Annotated in this window: 18 protein-coding genes and 1 tRNA gene; 10 read left to right on the forward strand and 9 right to left on the reverse strand. The window is 76.2% G+C overall.

The genetic code is table 11. The features are described from left to right. Positions 1 to 2 precede the first annotated feature (2 nt). On the reverse strand, positions 3 to 1,379 hold the full coding sequence (locus tag ABKW28_RS15015; RefSeq protein ID WP_348611104.1) for an MBL fold metallo-hydrolase: 1,377 nt from the start codon (positions 1,377 to 1,379) through the stop codon (positions 3 to 5). An 8-nt stretch (positions 1,380 to 1,387) separates the two neighbouring features. Beyond that, the gene (locus tag ABKW28_RS15020; RefSeq protein WP_348611107.1) at positions 1,388 to 1,690 is read right to left on the reverse strand and encodes a rhodanese-like domain-containing protein; all 303 of its coding nucleotides are present in this window, start codon (positions 1,688 to 1,690) and stop codon (positions 1,388 to 1,390) included. A gap of 153 nt (positions 1,691 to 1,843) precedes the next feature. On the opposite strand from ABKW28_RS15020, the gene ABKW28_RS15025 reads away from it, so the two are divergent. Genes ABKW28_RS15025 through ABKW28_RS15035 form a run of 3 tightly spaced genes read left to right on the forward strand, consistent with a single transcriptional unit; the run spans position 1,844 to position 3,107 of the window. After that, on the forward strand, positions 1,844 to 2,266 hold the full coding sequence (locus tag ABKW28_RS15025) for a DUF302 domain-containing protein (RefSeq protein ID WP_193667601.1): 423 nt from the start codon (positions 1,844 to 1,846) through the stop codon (positions 2,264 to 2,266). Next, positions 2,266 to 2,532, forward strand: coding sequence for a metal-sensitive transcriptional regulator (locus ABKW28_RS15030; RefSeq protein WP_193667600.1), 267 nt, complete (start codon positions 2,266 to 2,268; stop codon positions 2,530 to 2,532). The genes ABKW28_RS15025 and ABKW28_RS15030 overlap by 1 nt, the downstream gene beginning before the upstream one ends. A 41-nt stretch (positions 2,533 to 2,573) precedes the next feature. Then, entirely contained in the window at positions 2,574 to 3,107 is a 534-nt protein-coding gene (locus ABKW28_RS15035; RefSeq protein ID WP_348611109.1) for an ACT domain-containing protein, read from the forward strand. A gap of 71 nt (positions 3,108 to 3,178) precedes the next feature. Here the strand turns inward: ABKW28_RS15035 and ABKW28_RS15040 are convergent, their stop codons facing one another. Beyond that, positions 3,179 to 3,598, reverse strand: a complete 420-nt coding sequence (locus ABKW28_RS15040) for a DUF1801 domain-containing protein (RefSeq protein WP_348611112.1) — start codon at positions 3,596 to 3,598, stop codon at positions 3,179 to 3,181. A gap of 36 nt (positions 3,599 to 3,634) precedes the next feature. Between ABKW28_RS15040 and ABKW28_RS15045 the strand changes: the two genes are divergently transcribed. Genes ABKW28_RS15045 through ABKW28_RS15055 form a run of 3 tightly spaced genes read left to right on the forward strand, consistent with a single transcriptional unit; the run spans position 3,635 to position 6,431 of the window. After that, entirely contained in the window at positions 3,635 to 4,345 is a 711-nt protein-coding gene (locus ABKW28_RS15045; protein ID WP_348611114.1) for a TVP38/TMEM64 family protein, read from the forward strand. 41 nt (positions 4,346 to 4,386) lie between these two features. Beyond that, positions 4,387 to 5,253 (forward strand): DUF1295 domain-containing protein, encoded by an 867-nt coding sequence (locus tag ABKW28_RS15050; protein WP_348611117.1) that lies wholly within the window; start codon positions 4,387 to 4,389, stop codon positions 5,251 to 5,253. Beyond that, positions 5,250 to 6,431: an FAD-dependent oxidoreductase gene (locus tag ABKW28_RS15055; protein WP_348611120.1), complete on the forward strand. Its 1,182-nt coding sequence runs from the start codon at positions 5,250 to 5,252 to the stop codon at positions 6,429 to 6,431. Before ABKW28_RS15050 ends, ABKW28_RS15055 begins: the two co-directional genes overlap by 4 nt. Here the strand turns inward: ABKW28_RS15055 and ABKW28_RS15060 are convergent. Together ABKW28_RS15060 and ABKW28_RS15065 are read right to left on the reverse strand one after the other, a co-directional pair. Further along, positions 6,374 to 7,189 (reverse strand): cytochrome c biogenesis protein CcdA, encoded by an 816-nt coding sequence (locus ABKW28_RS15060; RefSeq protein WP_348611122.1) that lies wholly within the window; start codon positions 7,187 to 7,189, stop codon positions 6,374 to 6,376. The genes ABKW28_RS15055 and ABKW28_RS15060 overlap by 58 nt on opposite strands. 9 nt (positions 7,190 to 7,198) lie before the next feature. Next, a complete protein-coding gene (locus ABKW28_RS15065; protein WP_348611125.1) occupies positions 7,199 to 7,756 on the reverse strand; it encodes a redoxin domain-containing protein in 558 nt (185 codons plus the stop codon). A gap of 2 nt (positions 7,757 to 7,758) precedes the next feature. Between ABKW28_RS15065 and ABKW28_RS15070 the strand changes: the two genes are divergently transcribed. From ABKW28_RS15070 to ABKW28_RS15085, 4 genes are all read left to right on the forward strand, one after another. After that, entirely contained in the window at positions 7,759 to 8,685 is a 927-nt protein-coding gene (locus ABKW28_RS15070; protein WP_348611128.1) for a putative selenate ABC transporter substrate-binding protein, read from the forward strand. Next, the gene (locus ABKW28_RS15075) at positions 8,682 to 9,437 is read left to right on the forward strand and encodes an ATP-binding cassette domain-containing protein (RefSeq protein WP_348611130.1); all 756 of its coding nucleotides are present in this window, start codon (positions 8,682 to 8,684) and stop codon (positions 9,435 to 9,437) included. The genes ABKW28_RS15070 and ABKW28_RS15075 overlap by 4 nt, the downstream gene beginning before the upstream one ends. Next, positions 9,434 to 11,125, forward strand: coding sequence for an ABC transporter permease subunit (locus tag ABKW28_RS15080; RefSeq protein ID WP_348611133.1), 1,692 nt, complete (start codon positions 9,434 to 9,436; stop codon positions 11,123 to 11,125). The genes ABKW28_RS15075 and ABKW28_RS15080 overlap by 4 nt, the downstream gene beginning before the upstream one ends. Before the next feature lie 151 nt (positions 11,126 to 11,276). After that, the gene (locus tag ABKW28_RS15085; RefSeq protein WP_348611135.1) at positions 11,277 to 13,058 is read left to right on the forward strand and encodes a CapA family protein; all 1,782 of its coding nucleotides are present in this window, start codon (positions 11,277 to 11,279) and stop codon (positions 13,056 to 13,058) included. Positions 13,059 to 13,093: 35 nt separating this feature from the next. On the opposite strand, the gene ABKW28_RS15090 is transcribed toward ABKW28_RS15085, so the two are convergent. The 4 genes from ABKW28_RS15090 to ABKW28_RS15105 form a co-directional block, all read right to left on the reverse strand. After that, positions 13,094 to 13,999, reverse strand: coding sequence for an SGNH/GDSL hydrolase family protein (locus ABKW28_RS15090; protein WP_307823082.1), 906 nt, complete (start codon positions 13,997 to 13,999; stop codon positions 13,094 to 13,096). A 149-nt stretch (positions 14,000 to 14,148) separates the two neighbouring features. Further along, positions 14,149 to 15,933: a SelB C-terminal domain-containing protein gene (locus ABKW28_RS15095; RefSeq protein WP_348611138.1), complete on the reverse strand. Its 1,785-nt coding sequence runs from the start codon at positions 15,931 to 15,933 to the stop codon at positions 14,149 to 14,151. Continuing rightward, positions 15,934 to 17,238, reverse strand: coding sequence for an L-seryl-tRNA(Sec) selenium transferase (selA, locus tag ABKW28_RS15100; protein WP_348611140.1), 1,305 nt, complete (start codon positions 17,236 to 17,238; stop codon positions 15,934 to 15,936). 33 nt (positions 17,239 to 17,271) lie between these two features. Next, positions 17,272 to 17,366 (reverse strand) — tRNA-Sec (locus ABKW28_RS15105). Positions 17,367 to 17,419 lie beyond the last annotated feature (53 nt).

The following is a 17,419-nucleotide window of genomic DNA, read 5'->3' on the forward strand; positions in this document are numbered from 1 at the left end:
CCTCAGGCCTCGGGGCCGACCAGGTGCAGCCCGACCTGCTCCGCGTTGTCGAACGTGTCGTCGATCGAGACCAGGTCGCGGCCCGCCGCGGCCAGGAAGGACGCGGCGATCGAGGCGCGGTAGCCGCCGGCGCAGTGCACCCAGACCTCGCCCTCGGGCACCTCGTCGACCCGGCGCGGGATGTCGTGGATGGGGATGTTGACGGCACCGTCGATGGCGGCCTTCTCGTGCTCGTCGACACGGCGGACGTCGAGCACGACCACCGGGCGGTGGTGGCGCACCTGCGCGAGGTCGGCGAACGTCGCGGTCGCGAAGCTGCCGAGGTCGCGGTCGCTCCAGTCCTGCGGTCCGCCGGTGGCCTGCGCGGCCGGGCGGTCGATGCCGATGCGCACCAGCTCGCGCTGGGCCTCGGCGACGTCGTCGGCGCTCTCGCCCAGCAGGGTCACCGGGGTGCCCCACTCGATGAGCCAGCCCAGGTACGTCGCGAAGCCGCCGTCGAGCCCGAAGTTCACGGTGCCCGGGGCGTGACCGGCCGCGAAGGCGGTGCGGTTGCGCAGGTCGACCACCCACTCGCCGGCCTCGATGCGTCGGCGCAGCTCGCCCGCGTCGGCGCGCTCGGGGGCGCTCAGGTCGGGGGCGTCGGGGCCGCCGGCGTTGCGCGGGCCCATCTGCGCGTAGTACGCGGGGTAGGCGCCCAGGCCGTCGAGCAGCTCGCGGACGTAGGTCTCCTCGTCCTGGGTCAGCACCGGGTTCTGCGACTTCTCCTGGCCGATGGTCGAGGAGGTCGCGTCGCTCTGCGTGGCCGAGCAGAAGGAGCCGAAGCCGTGGGTCGGGTAGACCTCGGCGTCGTCGGGCAGCTCCTCGGCCAGCCTGTGCGCCGAGGCGTGCTGGTGGCGCACCAGGGCGTCGGTGTGGTCGGGACCCATCAGGTCGGGCCGTCCGGTCGCGCCGAAGAGCAGCGAGCCGCCGGTGAAGACGGCGAACGGCTCGCCGCCGTCGGTGACGGCGTACGACAGGTGGGTGAAGGTGTGGCCGGGGGTGGCGATGGCGCGCACCGCCATCCGCTCGCCCACCTCGACGACCTCGCCGTCGGTGACGGGGGTGCGTTCGAAGGAGACGTCGTCCTCGCCGTTGACGAGGTAGGCGGCGCCGGTCTCGCGGGCCAGGGCGAGCCCGCCGGTCACGTAGTCGTTGTGGATGTGGGTCTCGAAGACGTGCGTGAGCCGCACGCCGTCGGACTCGAGGACCTCGAGGACCCGGTCGATGTCACGCTGCGGGTCGATCACCAGGGCGCTGCGCCCGTCGTGGACGACGTAGCTGCGGTCGCCCAGGGTGGGCGTCTCGATCACCCGCACGGTCAGGTCGGTCTGCTCGCTCATGGTGCTCCTCACTTCTCGGTCGGACGACCGGCGCGCATCCACGCGGAGGTGCCGCCGGCGATGTTGACGGCGTCGAAGCCCGAGCCGGTCAGGAAGTCGGTCATCGCGCCGCTGCGGTTGCCCGAGGCGCACACCACGTAGGTGGTGGCGTCCTTGTCGAGCTCGTCGGTGCGGCCGGGCAGCTGGCCCATCGGGATGTTCACGGCGCCGGGCAGGTGGCCCTCGGCGTACTCGGAGGGCTCCCGCACGTCCACCACGGTGGCGCCCTGCTCGAGCGCTGCGGCGGCCTGGTCGATGTCGATCTCTCGCATGTCGTCTCCTCTGCGAAGTGGTCGGGAGGGCTCGCTCTTGAACCCCTGGGGGGGATGTTTGCCAACCTAGCACAACCCCCTAGGGGGATGTATAGTTCGTGGTGCACGCAGCCACGTCACCCGTGTGGGTGACGACTCGACGAGAGGATGTCCATGAGCAGCTACACGATCAGCACGACCCTGGACCGCCCGTACGACGAGACCGTCGAGGCGGTGCGCGAGCAGCTGGCGGAGGCCGGCTTCGGGGTCCTCACGGAGATCGACCTCAAGGCCACCTTGAAGAAGAAGCTCGACGTCGACGTCGCGCCCCAGGTCATCCTGGGTGCCTGCCGTCCGCAGCTGGCGCACCAGGCGCTGGAGGTCGAGCCCTCGATCGCCGCGCTGCTGCCCTGCAACGTGGTCGTGCGCGCGCTCGACGACACCACCACCGTCGTCGAGGCCTTTGACCCCGACGTCATGATGTCGGTGGGACTCGGGGACGCCGACGGTCCTGCCGGCGACGCGATCCGCAGCGTCGCCACCGATGCCCGCGAGCGCCTCTCGAAGGCCCTCGCCTCCCTGGAAGGAACCACCTGATGGACCTCGAGCCCGACGAGATCAAGGCGATCATCACCCGGATGAAGCGCGCCAACGGCCACCTGGCCAGCGTGATCCGGATGATGGAGGAGGGCTCGGACTGCGAGTCCGTGCTCACCCAGCTCGCCGCGGTCAACAAGGCGCTCTCGCGTGCCGGCTACGCCATCGTGGCCACCGGCCTGCAGCAGTGCCTGACCGCCAACGACGACGACCTCGACGGGGTCGACGTCAAGAAGATGGAGAAGCTCTTCCTGGCGCTGGCCTGAGCCACGCCGGCCGGGGCCCGCGCGGGCGGTAGCCTGCGGCCATGGCCTCCCTGCTGCTGACCGTCATCGGCGACGACCGGCCGGGGCTGGTCTCGGCCGTCTCCGCGCTCGTGGAGGCGCGCGGCGGCTCCTGGCAGCGCAGCCAGCTGACCCGCCTGGCCGGGAAGTTCGCCGGCATCGCGCTGGTCGAGGTGCCCGACACCCAGCGCACCGGGCTCGAGGAGGCTCTCGCGGCGCTCGCCGCCGAGGGCCTCTCGGTGCGCGTGGAGGACGCCGGGCCCGCCGACGCCCAGCACGCGGACGGACCCGCGACCTTCATCCTGCACCTGGTCGGCCAGGACCACCCGGGCATCGTCGCCGAGATCTCCTCGGCGCTGGCCGCGCGCGGCGTGGGCATCGAGGAGCTGCTCACCGACGTCGTCGACGCCCCGATGGGCGGCGGCACCCTCTTCGAGGCCCGCGCCACCCTGCGGATGCCTCCCGGCACCGACGCCGAGGTCCGCGCCGACCTCGAGCGCCTCGCCGACGAGCTGATGGTCGACCTCGAGCTCGACCCGGCCCACATTTCCCGCTGACCCGGCCCGAACTTCCCGCCGACCCGGCCCGAACTTCCCGCCGACCCGGCCCGAACTTCCCGCCAGGTCGCTCAACCCGAGTGGTTGGCCTCCCACGAGCGCGCGACCAGCTCGCGCAGCACCTCGTGGTCGAGCTCCTCGAACCGCTTGACGTAGAGACAGCCCTTGCCGGTCGTGTGCGGCCCCAGCCGCTCGAGCAGGTCGCGGTTGCTGTCGTAGTAGGTGAGCCCGTAGAGCGTCAGCGCCGCCTTGCGCGGGGCCAGCCCGATCGCGAACCACTGGTGCTGCTTGCCGTCGGCGGTCGTGTAGTCCTGGCGGCCGAACCCGACCATCGAGGCTCCCCACATCCGCGGCTCGGCGCCGCTGACCTCCCGCATCAGCGCCAGCGCCGCCAGGGCGTCCTCGCGGCGGCGCGGCTGCTCGACCGAGTCGAGGTAGGCCTCGACGTCCGCGTCGGTCGGCTGGGTCTTGCGGGTGTCCCTGTCGGCCATGGGCACGATGCTCGCAGACCCCGCTAGCGTGGCCGGATGCACCCGACCGGCGACGCCACGCGGGCGCCCGTGACGCGCCCGGCGCGCGGCAGCGTCGTACGACTGGCGCTGCTGGGGGCCCTGGTGCTGGCGCTGCTGCTGGCCTGGGCGACCGGGCGGGTGCCGGAGGTGTCGTCGCTGCGCGAGCGGGTCGACGACGCCGGCGCGTGGGGGCCGCTCGCCTTCGTGCTGGGGTACGCCGCGCTCGCGCTGCTACCGACCCCCAAGGGGCTGATGACGGCGCTGGGCGCGGTGCTCTTCGGCTTCGTCGTCGGCGCGGTGCTGGCGTGGGGAGCGGCGATGCTGGCGGCGCTGGTCGCCTTCGGGCTCAGCCGGCTGCTGGGACGCGAGGCCGTCGACCGGCTGGTCGGGGGCCGCCTCGACCGGGTCGACACGCTCTTCCGCGAGCACGGGCTGGTCGCGGTCGTCGCGGTCCGGCTGGTGCCGGTGGTGCCCTACACGGCGATCAACTACGCCGCGGGCCTGGTGCCGCTGGGCCTGGGCGCCTACCTGCTCGGCACCGCCGTCGGGATGGTGCCCGGCACGATCGCCTACGCCGCGCTGGGGGCCTTCGGCACCAGCCCCGGGCGGCTCTTCGCGGGGCTCGCGGTGCTCGTTGCGCTGACGGTGCTCGCGGCGCTGGCCGGTCGACGGATGCTGCGGGGAGGACGCGCCGAGCTGTCGACCCGCCGCCGGCCGGGACGGTGAATACCCGCCCAGCCGACAAGAACGTGTTCTAGTCTGCCGGGATGAGCAAGGGTGCGTCGCTGGCGCGGATCGCGGTCCTCTACCTCGTCGCGGCGGGCGCCGGTCTGGCGTGGCTGCTGGTCGGGCCCGCCACGCCGTGGCTGGTGCTCGACACGCTGCTGGCCGACGTGGTGGCGACGCTGGTCGTCTTCGCCGGGAGCCGGCTGTGGGGCAGCTCGTCGTGCTACGACGCCTGGTGGAGCGTCGCGCCGCCGCTGCTGCTGGCGTGGTGGTGGGTCGAGCGCGATCCCGGCGCCGACCCGGTGCGCCTGGGCCTGGTGGCGCTGGTGGTGGGCCTGTGGGCGGCGCGGCTGACCGCCAACTGGGCGATCACCTACCCGGGGCTGCCCCACGAGGACTGGCGCTACCCGCTGCTGCGGGCGCGGGCCCCGCGAGCCGCCCTGCTCGTCGACCTGACCGGTGTGCACCTGGTCCCGACCCTCCAGGTCTTCCTCGCCACCCTGCCGGTGCTGGTGGTGACGCTCTCGGCGCGCGAGGTGGGCTGGCTCGACGCGCTCGCGCTGGTCGTCGGTCTCGGCGCGGTGCTGCTGCAGCACGTCTCCGACCGCCAGCTGCACCGCTTCACCCGCACCCGCACGCCGGGCCGGGTCCTCGACGCCGGACCCTGGGCCTGGTCGCGGCACCCCAACTACTTCGGCGAGCTGCTGTTCTGGGTGTCGGTGGCCCTCTTCGGGCTCGCCGCCGCCCCCGGCCTGTGGTGGTGGGTGCTGCCGGGGCCGGTGCTGGTGCTGGCGATCCTGCTCGGCGCGAGCATCCCGATGATGGACGCGCGCAGCCTCGAGCGCCGACCGGGCTACCAGGAGGTCATCGACCGGGTGCCGGCGCTGGTGCCGCGCCCGCCGCGGTGAGCGGCGGACGGGCGCCCGGCCCGGTCCGGGTGGTGGTCGCCGGCCTCGGCGACACCGGGGTGCTCAGCGCCGTCGAGCTGCTGCGCCGGCGACCGGCGCTGCAGGTCACCGGCGTCTCGCCGACCACCGGCCTGGTCAGCGGCCAGGAGCTCGGGCTGCGGCTGACGCGTCCGCAGGAGTGGTCGCGCGACTACCGCGCGCCGTACGCCGCCTTCCGCCGGCTCGAGCGCGCCGCGGTGGTGCACGGCCGGCTGGTCGGGCTCGACGCCGCCGCCCGCACCGTGTCCGTCGAGCAGGCCGAGCAGGCCGGCGGGGCGCGGCGCGACCTCGGCTACGACGTGCTGGTGGTGGCCACCGGGGTGGCCAACGGGTTCTGGCGCTCCGACGCCGTGCGCGACGACGTCGAGGTGGCCCGAGCGCTGCGCGCCGACCACGAGCGACTGGCCGCCGCCCGGTCGGTGCTGGTGGTCGGCGGCGGCGCGGCCGCGGTCAGCGCCGCCGGCAACATCGCCGAGACGTGGCCCGGGCGGCCGGTGCGGCTGGCCTTCCCCGGCGAGCGGGCCCTGCCGCAGCACCACGGCCGCACCTGGGCCCACGTGCGCGGCCGGCTCGAGGCCGCCGGCGTACGGCTGCTCGCGGGGCACCGCGCGGTGCTGCCCGACCCGGCCGGGCTCGGGCGGCTGGGGACGGGGCCGGTGCGCTTCAGCACCGGCCAGCCACCCGTCGAGGCCGACGTCGTGCTGTGGGCCGTGGGCCGGGTGCGCCCGCACACGGGGTGGCTGCCGCCCGCGCTGCTCGACGACGACGGCTTCGTGCGGGTGGACCCGCAGCTGCGGGTGCCCGGCTGCGAGGGCGTCTTCGCCATCGGCGACGTCGCCGCCAGCGACCCGCTGCGCAGCTCGGCACGCAACTTCGGGCACCGGCTGCTGGCCGGCAACGTGCTCGCCCACCTCGACGGCCGACCGCTGGCCGACCTGCGGGTGCCCGGGCGGCGGTGGGGCTCGGTGCTCGGGCCGCAGCGCGACGGGATGCGCGTCTACGGTCCCACCGGCCGCGGTGCCCGGGTGCCGCGGTGGGCGCTCGACCGGGTGCTGCAGCCGTGGGTGGTGCGCCGCGCGATCTACGGCGGCGTACGCCGCGACGGCCCAGCGGACTTGTCAGGGGGCTCCTGCGCTTGAGGGGCGTTGCAACCCCTGACAAGCGCAGGAGTCCCCGGCCGGCCGGGGACTCCTGCAGCCGGCTCTGCCGGACGCGCGCTGGTCCGTGCGGCCCGGCGGCGCAACCGGGGGACGACGAGGGTCAGGCCGACCAGGGCGAGCACGACCAGCGCCCAGCCGCCCGGCCCGACCGCGCCGACCACGTCGACCACGTCGACCACGTCGACGATCGCGCGCTGCAGCTCCGCCGCGGCGCCGATCACCGGGTCGTCGGCGGCGTCCGCGCCGCCCAGGATCCGCAGCTCCCACCAGCCGTAGTAGGCGACGTAGGCGCCGGCGACGGTGCACGACAGCGAGGCCACGGCGTACCCGGCGCCGAAGCCGGTCATCGACCAGAACGACCGCTGCAGGGGCCGTGCCCGGCGTGGGCGGCGACCCAGCCGCGGCAGCGCCGGCAGCCCCAGCCGGCGACCCGCGACCAGCCATGCGCCCACCAGCGCGAGGGCCACGCCCAGGACCACCGTCACCCACGGCAGGTGCCGCTGAACCTGCGAGACGACGGGTGCCACGGCCAGGCCGAAGACCAGGAAGACGCCCGAGAACCCGAGCGTCATCGCGCCGGTCAGGCCCAGCGCGCGCAGCACGGCGCGGGAGCGGTCGGGAGAGTCGTCACCCGCGACCAGCAGCGAGACGTACGCCGGCAGCAGCGCGAAGCCGCACGGGTCGACGGCCGCCCGCATCCCGGCCCCGAGGGCGACGGCGAGCAGTCCCTCGGACACGGGGCAGCCTCAGCCGGCCTGCTCGACCAGGTCGTCGACGATCCCGGCCAGCTCGGCCTCGTCGAGGTAGCCCTCGGCGCGCACCTCGCCGTCGGCGTCGAGGACCAGGTAGGTGCTCTGCGCGGTCACCCCGTAGTGGCGCCACACCGACCCGTCGGCGTCGGAGAGGTTGGTGACCGCGGGGTCGACCGAGGCGGCGAGCTCGCCGACGCCGGAGACCTGCGCACGGCAGGTGGGGCACCACGGCGCCCAGAACCACAGCACCGCCGGCTTGCCGGCCAGGTCGGCCCCGTCCCAGTCGGCACCGTCGATGGTGCTCGAGGAGACGTCGTACAGCGGGTTGCCCGGGTTCCCTGGGCTGTCTGCCGTGCCAGCAGCGGGGGGAGAGGCCGCGTCGTCCGTGGCGGTGGACGGCGTCGGGCGGATCGGAGCCGGCGCGCGTTCATGCTGCCAGCGTAGGCCGCTCGCCCGGCGGCCGCCCGGACCGCAGGGCGGACCGGGGTGGTGCGCTCCACCGTCGCGGGGCAGGATGCTTCGGCGACGACCACCAGCCCGGAAGGACGTCATCGATGAACCCCACCCGTCGCGCCCTGCTGGGCGGCACCGCCGGCCTGCTGCTGCTCGCAGCGTGCGGCGACGGCACCGGCGACGGCTCCGGAGCCGGGGCCTCGGGCGGCTCGACCGCGGTGCTGAGGATCTCGGCGATCCCCGACCAGGACCCCGAGCAGCTCAACCGGCTCTACGGCCTGGTCGCCGACGCCGTCGCCGACGCCACCGGGCTCGAGGTCTCCTACGAGGCCGTCACCGACTACACCGCCGTGGTGCGGGCCTTCGAGGTCGGTGACATCCACCTGGCCTGGATGGGCGGGTTGACCGGCGTGCAGGCCCGCAGCCGCGTCGAGGGCGCCCGGGCCATCGCCCAGCGCGACATCGACGCCGACTTCCACAGCCTCTTCATCGCCACCGCGGCCTCGGGCCTCGAGCCGTTCGACGAGACCGGGGGGCTCACCGCGCTGCGCGGGCACAGCCTGACCTTCGGCTCCGACACCTCGACCTCGGGCCGGCTGATGCCGCAGTACTTCATGGAGCAGGCCGGGCTCGACGTCGCCGACCTCAGGGGCGCGCCGGGCTTCAGCGGCTCGCACGACGCCACGATCGAGGCGGTCGCCAGCGGCAGCTTCGAGGTGGGTGCCGTCAACGAGCAGGTGTGGCGGGCCACCGTCGACGCCGGCGAGGTCGACCTCTCCGACGTGGTGGTGCTGTGGCGCACGCCGGGGTACGCCGACTACCACTGGCTGGTGCGCCCCGACCTCGACGAGACCTTCGGGGCTGGCACCACCGACGCCATCGCCCGGATGCTCTTCGGGCTCGACCCTGACGACCCCGACGACGCCGCCGTCCTCGAGCTCTTCGGGGCCACCTCGTTCGTGCCGACCGAGAACGAGCGCTACGACCAGATCGAGGCAGTGGCCAGGGACCTGGGGCTGCTGGCGTGAGCGAGGTCCCGGTGGTCCGGCTGGTCGGGGTCTCCCGCCGCTTCGGCGACCGCGACGCGCTGGCCGACCTCGACCTCGACGTCCACCGCGGCGAGCGGGTCGCGCTGCTGGGCTCCAGCGGCGCCGGCAAGAGCACGCTGCTCGCACTGCTCAACGGCTCGCTGCGACCCACCGGCGGCACCGTCGAGCTGCTGGACCAGCGGCCCGACCTGCTCGGGGCCCGGGCGCGACGCCGGTTGCAGGCCCGCATCGGCACCGTGCACCAGCGACTCGACCTCGTCGAGCAGGTGCGGGTCCTGCACAACGTCAACGCGGGTCGGCTGGGCCGGATGAGCACCGCGACCGCGCTGCGCTCGCTGGTGTGGCCCACCGGGATGGCCGAGGTGCGCGGCGTGCTCGAGCAGGTGGGCCTGGGCTGGGCCGTCCACGAGCGCACCGAGCGGCTCAGCGGCGGCGAGCGGCAACGGGTCGCCATCGCGCGGCTGCTGCTGCAGCGCCCCGAGCTGGTGCTGGCCGACGAGCCCGTCTCGAGCCTCGACCCGGCGCGGGCCGCGGAGGTGCTGCGCCTGCTCACCGAGGTCGGCCAGCAGCAGGGGGCGGCCGCCCCCACCCTCGTCGTCAGCCTGCACCAGCCCGCCCTGGCCCGCGCCCACTGCACCCGCGCCATCGGGTTGCGCGAGGGGCGGATCGCCTTCGACGTCGCCGCCCCCGACCTCGCCGAGCACCACCTCGAGGAGCTCTACGTCCTGTGACGACGACCCTCGACGCAGCGCCGTCGCGCACCGCACCGCGTCGGGGCGCCAGCGCTCGGAGCGTCCGGGCGCGCCGACTGGTCGCCTTCGCCGTCGTGGTGCTGCCGCTGGCCTGGGCCTGCCTGCGCACCCTCGACGGCAGGGTCGACCTGGTCAACACCGGCGGGCTCGCCCTGGTCGACGACCTGCTCGCGACGGCGTTCGACCCCGCCCTCGACGCCGAGTTCCTGGCGGTGGTCTGGCGCGCCCTGTGCGTGACCGTCGCCTTCGCGCTGCTCGGCACAGCCGGGGCGCTCGTGCTCGGCGCCGTGGGCGGGCTGGTGCTCAGCGACGTGGCCTGGGGCGAGCGCCCCGGCCGGTGGGTGGGCGTCGTACGCCTGCCGTTGCGCGGGGTGCTGGTGGCCGCGCGCTCGATCCACGAGCTCGTGTGGGCGCTGCTGCTGGTCAGCGTGCTCGGCCTCGACCCGCTCGCCGCGGTGGTCGCCATCGCGGTGCCGTTCGGCGCGCAGACCGCGAAGGTCGTCGCCGACACTCTCGACTCCACCGCGCGCGGCCCGCTGGAGGCGCTGCGCTCGGCCGGCGCGGCGCCGGTGCCGGCGCTGGCCTACGGGCTGCTGCCCGGCGCGCTGCCGCTGCTGCTGTCGTACTCCTTCTACCGCTTCGAGTGCGCGATCCGGTCGGCGGTGATCCTCGGCGTCGTCGGCGTGGGCGGGTTGGGCCAGGAGCTCGTGGTGAGCCTGCAGTCGCGCAACTGGGACGAGGTGTGGACCCTGATCGGGGCGGTGCTCCTGCTTTCGGCGGTCGTCGACCTCTGGAGCACCCGCGTGCGCACCAGCCTGGCGGTGGCCAGCTGCTCGGACTGGTCGAGCGGGCGCACCGGCGCACCGGCTGCCGGCTCGCGGTGGGTGCGCTGGTCGGGGTGGGCGCTGCTGCCGATGCTCGTGGTCGCCTGGTGGTACGCCGACGTCTCCTGGGCCGGGCTGTTCTCCGAGCGCACCCGTGAGCTCTCGGGGCGCCTGTTCGACGACCTGCTGCCGCCGGCCCTGCCGCCGGGTGGGTGGTCGACGCTGGGCGCGGCCGTGCTCGACACCGTCGCGATGGCGGTGCTGGCGATGGCGGTCGCGGTGGTGCTGACCCTCGCGGTCGGTCCGCTGGCCTCGCGGCCGCGCCGCGACCGGGACGGACGAGGCGGCGGGGTGCTGCGCTGGGGCGCCTGGGGCGTGGCTCGGCTGCTCCTGCTGGCGCTGCGCTCGGTGCCGCCCACGGTCTGGGCCGTCGTCGCGCTGCTGGCCTTCTTCCCCGGCATCCTGCCCGGCGCCGTGGCGCTGGGGCTCTACACCGGCGGCATCCTGGGGCGCCTGGTGGCCGAGGCGTGGGAGTCGGTGCCGCTGCGCCCCCGCACGGCCCTGCAGGACGTGGGGGTGGCCCGCTCGGTGGCGGGGCTGGCCGCCACGGTGCCCGCGGGGGCGCAGTCGCTGGTGACCTACACGCTCTACCGCTTCGAGATCTGCGTGCGCGACACCGCGGTGGTCGGGGTCGTGGGCGCTGCGGGGCTGGGCCGGCTGCTGCAGGAGAACCTCAACCTGTTCCGGTTCCCGGTGGTCACCACGCTGCTGCTGGCCTCCTTCGCCGTGTCGGTGGCCGCCGAGCTCGCCGGGCGCCGGATCCGCCGCGCGCTGGCCGCCTGACCGGGCCGGCCGGTGGGTCGAGACTTGTCAGGGAAGTCCTGCGCTTGAGGGGCGTTGCAACACCTGACAAGCGCAGGAGTCCCCGGCCGGCCGGGGACTCCTGCAGGCCCCGTTTGGAGGCCCCTCGGAGGATGGAGGGGGAGGCCAGGACATGTCCCTGCAGCGACGTCGCGTCATCGTCCTGGCCGTGGTGTGCGCGCTCGTCGTCGCCGTGCTGGCCGTCACCGCGCAGCGGTACGACGACCGGTCGTCCCCCGAGGGCCGAGAGCGCACCGCCCCGGGCCAGGCGGCGCAGGCACGCGGAGCGGCCCAGGACGGGGCCGACGGCGACGCCGCCGGCGCGCCGCGGCCCAGCGGCGTCGTCACGCTGGCGATCGGGGGCGACGTGCACTTCGAGGCCGGGGTCCGCGCCCTGCTGGAGCGGCCCAGGGCCACGCTCGGCCCGGTCTCGACGGTGCTGCGCGAGGCCGACGTCGCCATCGTCAACCTCGAGAGCGCATTGACCACCCGGACCTCACCGACGCGCAAGGAGCTGGAGGACCCCGGGGACCGCTACTGGTTCCGCAGCCCTCCCGCCGCGCTCGACCTCCTGGCGCGCTCCGGCGTCGACGTGGTCTCGATGGCCAACAACCACGGCGCCGACCACGGCCGAGCCGGGCTGCGGCAGACGCTGCGGACCGCCCGGGACGCCCCGGTCGCGGTGGTCGGCGTGGGCCGCGACGCCCGCGCGGCCCACCGGCCGCACCGGGTCGAGGTCGGCGACACCACGGTGGCCGTGCTGGCCGCCGACGCCTCGCCGCGCGAGAGCGCCGACGGCATCTGGGCCGCCGGCGCCGACAGCCCCGGCCTCGCCGCGGCCCGCCAGGACCCGCCGCGGCGGCTGCTGGGCGCCGTGCGCCGCGCCGACGGGGCCGGCGACCTCGTCGTGGTCTACCTGCACTGGGGACAGGAGGGCGCCCGGTGCCCGACGGGCGACCAGCGCAGCCTCGCGGCCGCGCTGGGCGAGGCCGGCGCCGACGTCGTGGTGGGCGCGCACGCCCACCAGCTGCAGGGTGCCGGCATGTTCGACGACACCTACGTGGGCTACGGCCTGGGTGGCCTGCTCTGGTACCACGGCCGGCGGCCGCAGACCGGGGTGCTGCGGCTGCGGGTCGTCGACGGCGAGGTGCGCCGCGAGATGTTCCGGCCGGCCACCATCCCCGCGGGCGGTGGCCAGCCGCGGCTGCTCCAGGGAGCGGCCCGCGACGACGGCCACGCCCGGTGGCGCGACCTGCGCTCCTGCACGCGCCTCGACCCGGTGCCGGGCCAGGAGCCCCGCGCGCCCGGGTCGGGCGCCGAGCAGGCCGGGCTGCCGGCGTACGACGCGAGCGTGCGGCGGATCGGTCCCGAGCTGGCCCGCCGGATGCGCCGCAGCCACGACCCCGACCGCTGCCCGGTGCCGCTGGACCGGCTGCGCCACCTCACCGTCAGCCACGTCGACCTCGAGGGTCGCGCACGCACCGGCGAGATCGTGGTGCACCGCGACCACGCCGTCGACCTCGTCGGGGTCTTCCGCGAGCTCTACGACGCCGGCTTCCCGATCCGCCGGATGCGCCTGGTCGACGCCTACGGTGGCGACGACGACCGCTCGATGGCGGCCGACAACACCTCCGGCTACAACTGCCGGCGCGTGGCCGGCACCCAGGGCTGGTCGCGCCACGCCTTCGGCGCCGCGGTCGACATCAACCCCCGTGAGAACCCCTACGTCACCGACGACGGCGTGCGACCGCCGTCGGGACGCCGCTTCGCGCGGGTCTCCCGGGCGCCCGGCGCCGCCGTCGCCCCCGGGGTGGTCCGCCGCGGCGACGTGGTGACCCGGGCCTTCGAGCGGATCGGCTGGACGTGGGGCGGCACGTGGAGCCAGCCCGACTACCAGCACTTCACCGCCCCGTGAGCCCGGCGGGGCCGGTGGCCGCCGGGGAGGGTCGGTCAGGGCAGCGGCGAGGGCGTGATCGTGCCCGGCAGGCCGAGCACGGCCAGGGTGCGCGCCGCCATCTGCTCCTCGCCGAGCGCGTTGGGGTGCACGATGACCGGGTTGGTGCCGGCGAGCACCGGCTCGACCCACCGGGTGCCCGGCAGCTGGCAGGCGTCGTGGCCGTCGGAGACCTTGTTGAGGTTCACGTACGTCGACCCGGTGGCCTTCGCCGCGCGCTTGACGGCGTTGTTGAGGGTGCGCTGGATGGTGCGCAGGTAGGGCACGTCGCCGCGGGCCACGGGCATCAGCGGGTAGCAGCCCTCGCGGCGGGGCATGATCCACGGGTAGCCCAGGATGGCGACCTCGGCCTTGGGCGCCCGGCGGTGCACGTCGCGCAGCGCCCGTCGGACCGCCGGGAAGGTCGTCTCGCGGATGGTGTCGGTGAAGGAGTCGCCGTACTGCTCCTTGCAGGGGCTGCCCTGCCCGAGCGTGGTGACACCGGCGGCGCCGCACTGCAGGATCGAGTTGATGAAGACGCTGCTGTCGTTGCCGCCGATGGTCATCGTGACCAGCCGGGTCCGCCGGCTCAGCGCGTCGAGCTGGGGTGCCACGCCGGGGTACTGGGAGCCGCGGTAGTCGCCGGTATCGGCGGCTCCGCAGGTGACGTCGCTCAGCCGGGCGCCGACGGCCTCGGCCAGGACGTGCGGGTAGTTGCGCAGCGAGCGCAGGCACTGCACCGGGGCGGCGGGGTCGAGTGGCAGCACCCCTGATGCGGCGCTGTAGGAGTCGCCCATCGCGACGTAGCGCAGGCCCACGCGCTCGGCGGTCGCCGGCTCGGCGACGGCCGTGGTGCCGGAGGGCAGCAGGGTGCCGACCAGGGCGAGGGCAGCGGCGGCGAGCAGGGCGGGGCGACGGGACACGGAGACTCCAGGCGGCGGCGGGTGGGTGCACGGGTGCCGATGGCGGCTCGCGAAGGCTAGGCGGGTGCAGTGGCGTGCGCCACACCCCGCCCACGGTGCGGACGGCCGGAACTGGCGCCGGCTCGCGAGGAACTGGTGCCGGCTCGCGGTCAGCGGGGGGTGCGCAGGCGCCGGGTGTCGTCGGCGAGCCGGACGGTGCGGCCGGTGCGGTCGAGGTGGGCCAGCAGCGCGAGGGCGACGCGACGGCTGGTGCCCAGGGCGGTGCGGGCGGCGGTGACGGGGAACGGCTGGTCGAGACCGCCGAGCACCGCCAGCGCCTCCTCGTCGGCGCCGGCGCGCACCACCACGCCGCTGCCCAGGTGGAGCACCGCGCCGGCCCGGTCGAGGCGGGCCAGGGCCCGGGCGTCGAGGCCCAGCTCGCGCAGCCGGTCGGCGCCGGGCGCGACGAACGGGCCCGACGCGAGCTCCTCGCGCAGCTGCGCCAGGGCCGGGACGAGGTCGGCGGGAACGTCGGGGGCCCCTGCGGCGCCGGTGCGCCAGCGGCCGTCCTCCAGGCGGGCCGGCGGTGCGCCGGTGCCGCCCAGCACCGGCTCCAGCAGGGCGGGATCGGGCAGGCGGGCGGCCTTCGCGAGCTCGGCGGGAGCCAGGCCGTCGGCGGCAGCGGGCTCGGCCAGCGCCGCCGACGCCAGTTCCAGGGCCACCGCCGCCCGGGCCGGGTCGAGCAGCCAGCCGCCGGCGCGCACCGTGCCCGCCGGTGCCGCGGCGGGGTCGAGCCCGGCCCGGCGCAGGTCGTCGTCGCGGGCCAGGCCGCGCACCCGCAGGTCGGCGGCGGTGGTCCCGTCGAGGCCGGCCAGGTCGACCGCCCGCGCCCGGGCCGCGCCGCGGCGGCGCAGCGAGGGCGGGCGCGGGTCGAGCACGCGTACGCCGCGCACGACCCGGTCGCCGGTCGAGCGCAGCACCGCGCGGTCGCCCACGCGCAGCGGCAGCGGCCGGTCGAGCCGCAGCCGGGCCAGCCCCGGGGCGAGCGGGCGCGCGTGCACGGCGAGCTGGGCCGAGCCGACGTGCAGCAGCGGGCGCTCGGGCAGGGCGTCGAGGTCGGGGCCGCTGACCTCGACGTCGACCACGTCGACGCCGAGGAACGCGCCCGGGGTCAGGAGCGCGTCGCCGCGGCCCAGCGCGGCCACCGCGCCGGGGGAGCGGTCGGCCAGCGCGAGCGCCACCCGGGCCACCCCGCTCACCGCGTCGCGCCGGCGTCCCAGCGACTCCACGCGGCGCACCCGCACCGCCCCGCCGGGCCCCGCCAGCTCGTCGCCCTCGCGGACGGTGCCCGCGGGCAGGGTGCCGGTGACCACCGTGCCGGTGCCGCGCACGTGGAAGACCCGGTCGACCCACAGCCGCACGTCGGCGCCCGGGTCGGGCGCGGGCACCCCGGCGAGCACGCGCGCGAGCGCGGCCCCGACCTCCTGGCGCAGGGCGCTGACGCCCGCCTCGTCGCCGGCCCGGGTCACGACGTGCGGCACCCCGGCCAGGCCGGTGCGGGCGAGCTCCTCGTGGGCCCGGGCCAGGGCGGGGGCGGGGTCGGCCAGGTCGGCGCGCGAGACCACCAGCAGGCCGTGCCGCACCCCCAGGGCGTCGAGCACCGCGAGGTGCTCGGCGGTCTGCGGCATCCACGGGTCGTCGGCGGCCACCACCAGCACCGCGACCGGCACCGGCCCGACGCCGGCGAGCATCGTGGACACGAAGCGCTCGTGGCCCGGCACGTCGACGAAGGCCACCTCGCCCGTGCCCGGCAGGTCCATCCACGCGTAGCCCAGCTCGATGGTCAGCCCGCGCCGCTTCTCCTCGGCCAGCCGGTCGGGGTCGGCGCCGGTCAGGGCACGCACCAGCGTCGACTTGCCGTGGTCGACGTGGCCGGCGGTCGCCACCACGTGCACTCAGCGACCCCCTTCGGCGTCGTGCGCGAGCAGGCGTCGTACGCCGTCGGCGAGGGCGTGGTCGTCGGCGGGCGGCAGCGCCAGCAGGTCGAGCAGCAGCCGCCCCTCGTGCACGTGGCCCACGATCGCCGGCGAGCCGTGGCGCAGGGGCGCGGCCAGCCGGTGCGGCAGCGCGACGGCGGCGCTGGGCAGTGGCACCCCGGGCGCGCCCCCGCCGCCGACACGGCCCTGCGAGGCCACGGCCTCGGCCGGCGCGCCGATCGCGGCGGCCAGGCGGCGGGCGCGCTCGAGCAGCTCGTCGGGGCGGGTGGCCAGCGCGGCCGCGACCGGGGGCACCGGCCCGGTCAGGGTGGCCTCGAGGGCGGCCAGGGTCAGCTTGTCGACGCGCAGGGCGCGGGCGAAGGGGTGGCGCCGCAGCCGTTGGACGAGCCCGGTCTCGCCGAGCAGCAGCCCGGCCTGGGGGCCGCCCAGCAGCTTGTCGCCCGAGGCGGTGACCAGGTCGGCGCCGGCGCGCAGCGTGGTGGCGGCGTCGGGCTCGTCGGGCAGGCGCGGGTGCGGGGCGAGCAGCCCCGACCCGATGTCGGCCACGACCGGTACCCCCAGCCCCTGCAGCCCCTCGACCGGCACGGCGGAGGTGAAGCCCTCGACGCGGAAGTTCGAGGGGTGCACCTTGAGGACGAACGCCGTGCGGTCGGTGACCGCCCGCTCGTAGTCCTCGCGCCGCACCCGGTTGGTGGTGCCGACCTCGCGCAGCCGCGCCCCCAGCGACTCCATCAGCTCGGGGATGCGGAAGCCGTCGCCGATCTCGACCAGCTCGCCGCGCGAGACCACGACCTCGCGCCCGGCGGCGAGCGCGCAGGTGACCAGCGCCAGGGCGGCGGCGCCGTTGTTGACCACGTGCACCCCGCCGGCGTCGGGCACGGCCGCGGCGAGCGCGGCGAGGGCCGCCGCGCCGCGTCGTCCGCGCAGGCCGGTCTCGAGGTCGAGCTCGACGTCGGTGGCACCGGCCGCCAGCGCCAGGGCGTCGACGGCGGCCGCCGACAGCGGCGCCCGGCCCAGGTTGGTGTGCACCACCACGCCGGTGGCGTTGAGCACGCGCCGCATCGACACCGGCGCGGCCGGCAGCGCGGCCAGCACCGCGGCCACCACCTCGTCGGGCGCCAGGCGGGCCTCGCGGCAGGCCGTCTGGGCCTCGGCGACCGCGGCCTTCACCCGCGCCCGGCCCAGCCGCTCCAGGGCCGGCGCCAGCGCCGGGTCGCCCAGCACGGTGTCGGTGCGCGGGACCCGGCGGCGGGCGTCCTCCACGGGGGTCCTCCGGCGACGGTTGCTGGGCAGAGCTGGCGGAGGCGGACGGGAATCGAACCCGCCTGACCGGGATGCCCGGTCACAACGGCTTTGAGGGCCGCGCCCGTCACCAGACGAGGTACGCCTCCGTGCCCAACATAGCCCGGCGCCGTCCCGCCCCGGCCCCCCCCGCCCCCCCCCC

This window comes from Nocardioides sp. 31GB23 (assembly GCF_040012395.1).
In the GTDB taxonomy this organism is placed as follows: domain Bacteria; phylum Actinomycetota; class Actinomycetes; order Propionibacteriales; family Nocardioidaceae; genus Nocardioides; species Nocardioides salarius.

Coding starts and splice junctions, on each gene's coding strand:
- ABKW28_RS15065 (WP_348611125.1), bottom strand. CDS start 7,756: ATGACGTCCTTCCGGGCTGGTGGTCGTCGCCGAAGCATCCTGCCCCGC.
- ABKW28_RS15035 (WP_348611109.1), top strand. CDS start 2,574: ATGGCCTCCCTGCTGCTGACCGTCATCGGCGACGACCGGCCGGGGCTG.
- ABKW28_RS15020 (WP_348611107.1), bottom strand. CDS start 1,690: ATGCGAGAGATCGACATCGACCAGGCCGCCGCAGCGCTCGAGCAGGGC.
- ABKW28_RS15015 (WP_348611104.1), bottom strand. CDS start 1,379: ATGAGCGAGCAGACCGACCTGACCGTGCGGGTGATCGAGACGCCCACC.
- ABKW28_RS15050 (WP_348611117.1), top strand. CDS start 4,387: ATGAGCAAGGGTGCGTCGCTGGCGCGGATCGCGGTCCTCTACCTCGTC.
- ABKW28_RS15030 (WP_193667600.1), top strand. CDS start 2,266: ATGGACCTCGAGCCCGACGAGATCAAGGCGATCATCACCCGGATGAAG.
- ABKW28_RS15025 (WP_193667601.1), top strand. CDS start 1,844: ATGAGCAGCTACACGATCAGCACGACCCTGGACCGCCCGTACGACGAG.
- ABKW28_RS15045 (WP_348611114.1), top strand. CDS start 3,635: ATGCACCCGACCGGCGACGCCACGCGGGCGCCCGTGACGCGCCCGGCG.
- ABKW28_RS15070 (WP_348611128.1), top strand. CDS start 7,759: ATGAACCCCACCCGTCGCGCCCTGCTGGGCGGCACCGCCGGCCTGCTG.
- ABKW28_RS15085 (WP_348611135.1), top strand. CDS start 11,277: ATGTCCCTGCAGCGACGTCGCGTCATCGTCCTGGCCGTGGTGTGCGCG.
- ABKW28_RS15040 (WP_348611112.1), bottom strand. CDS start 3,598: ATGGCCGACAGGGACACCCGCAAGACCCAGCCGACCGACGCGGACGTC.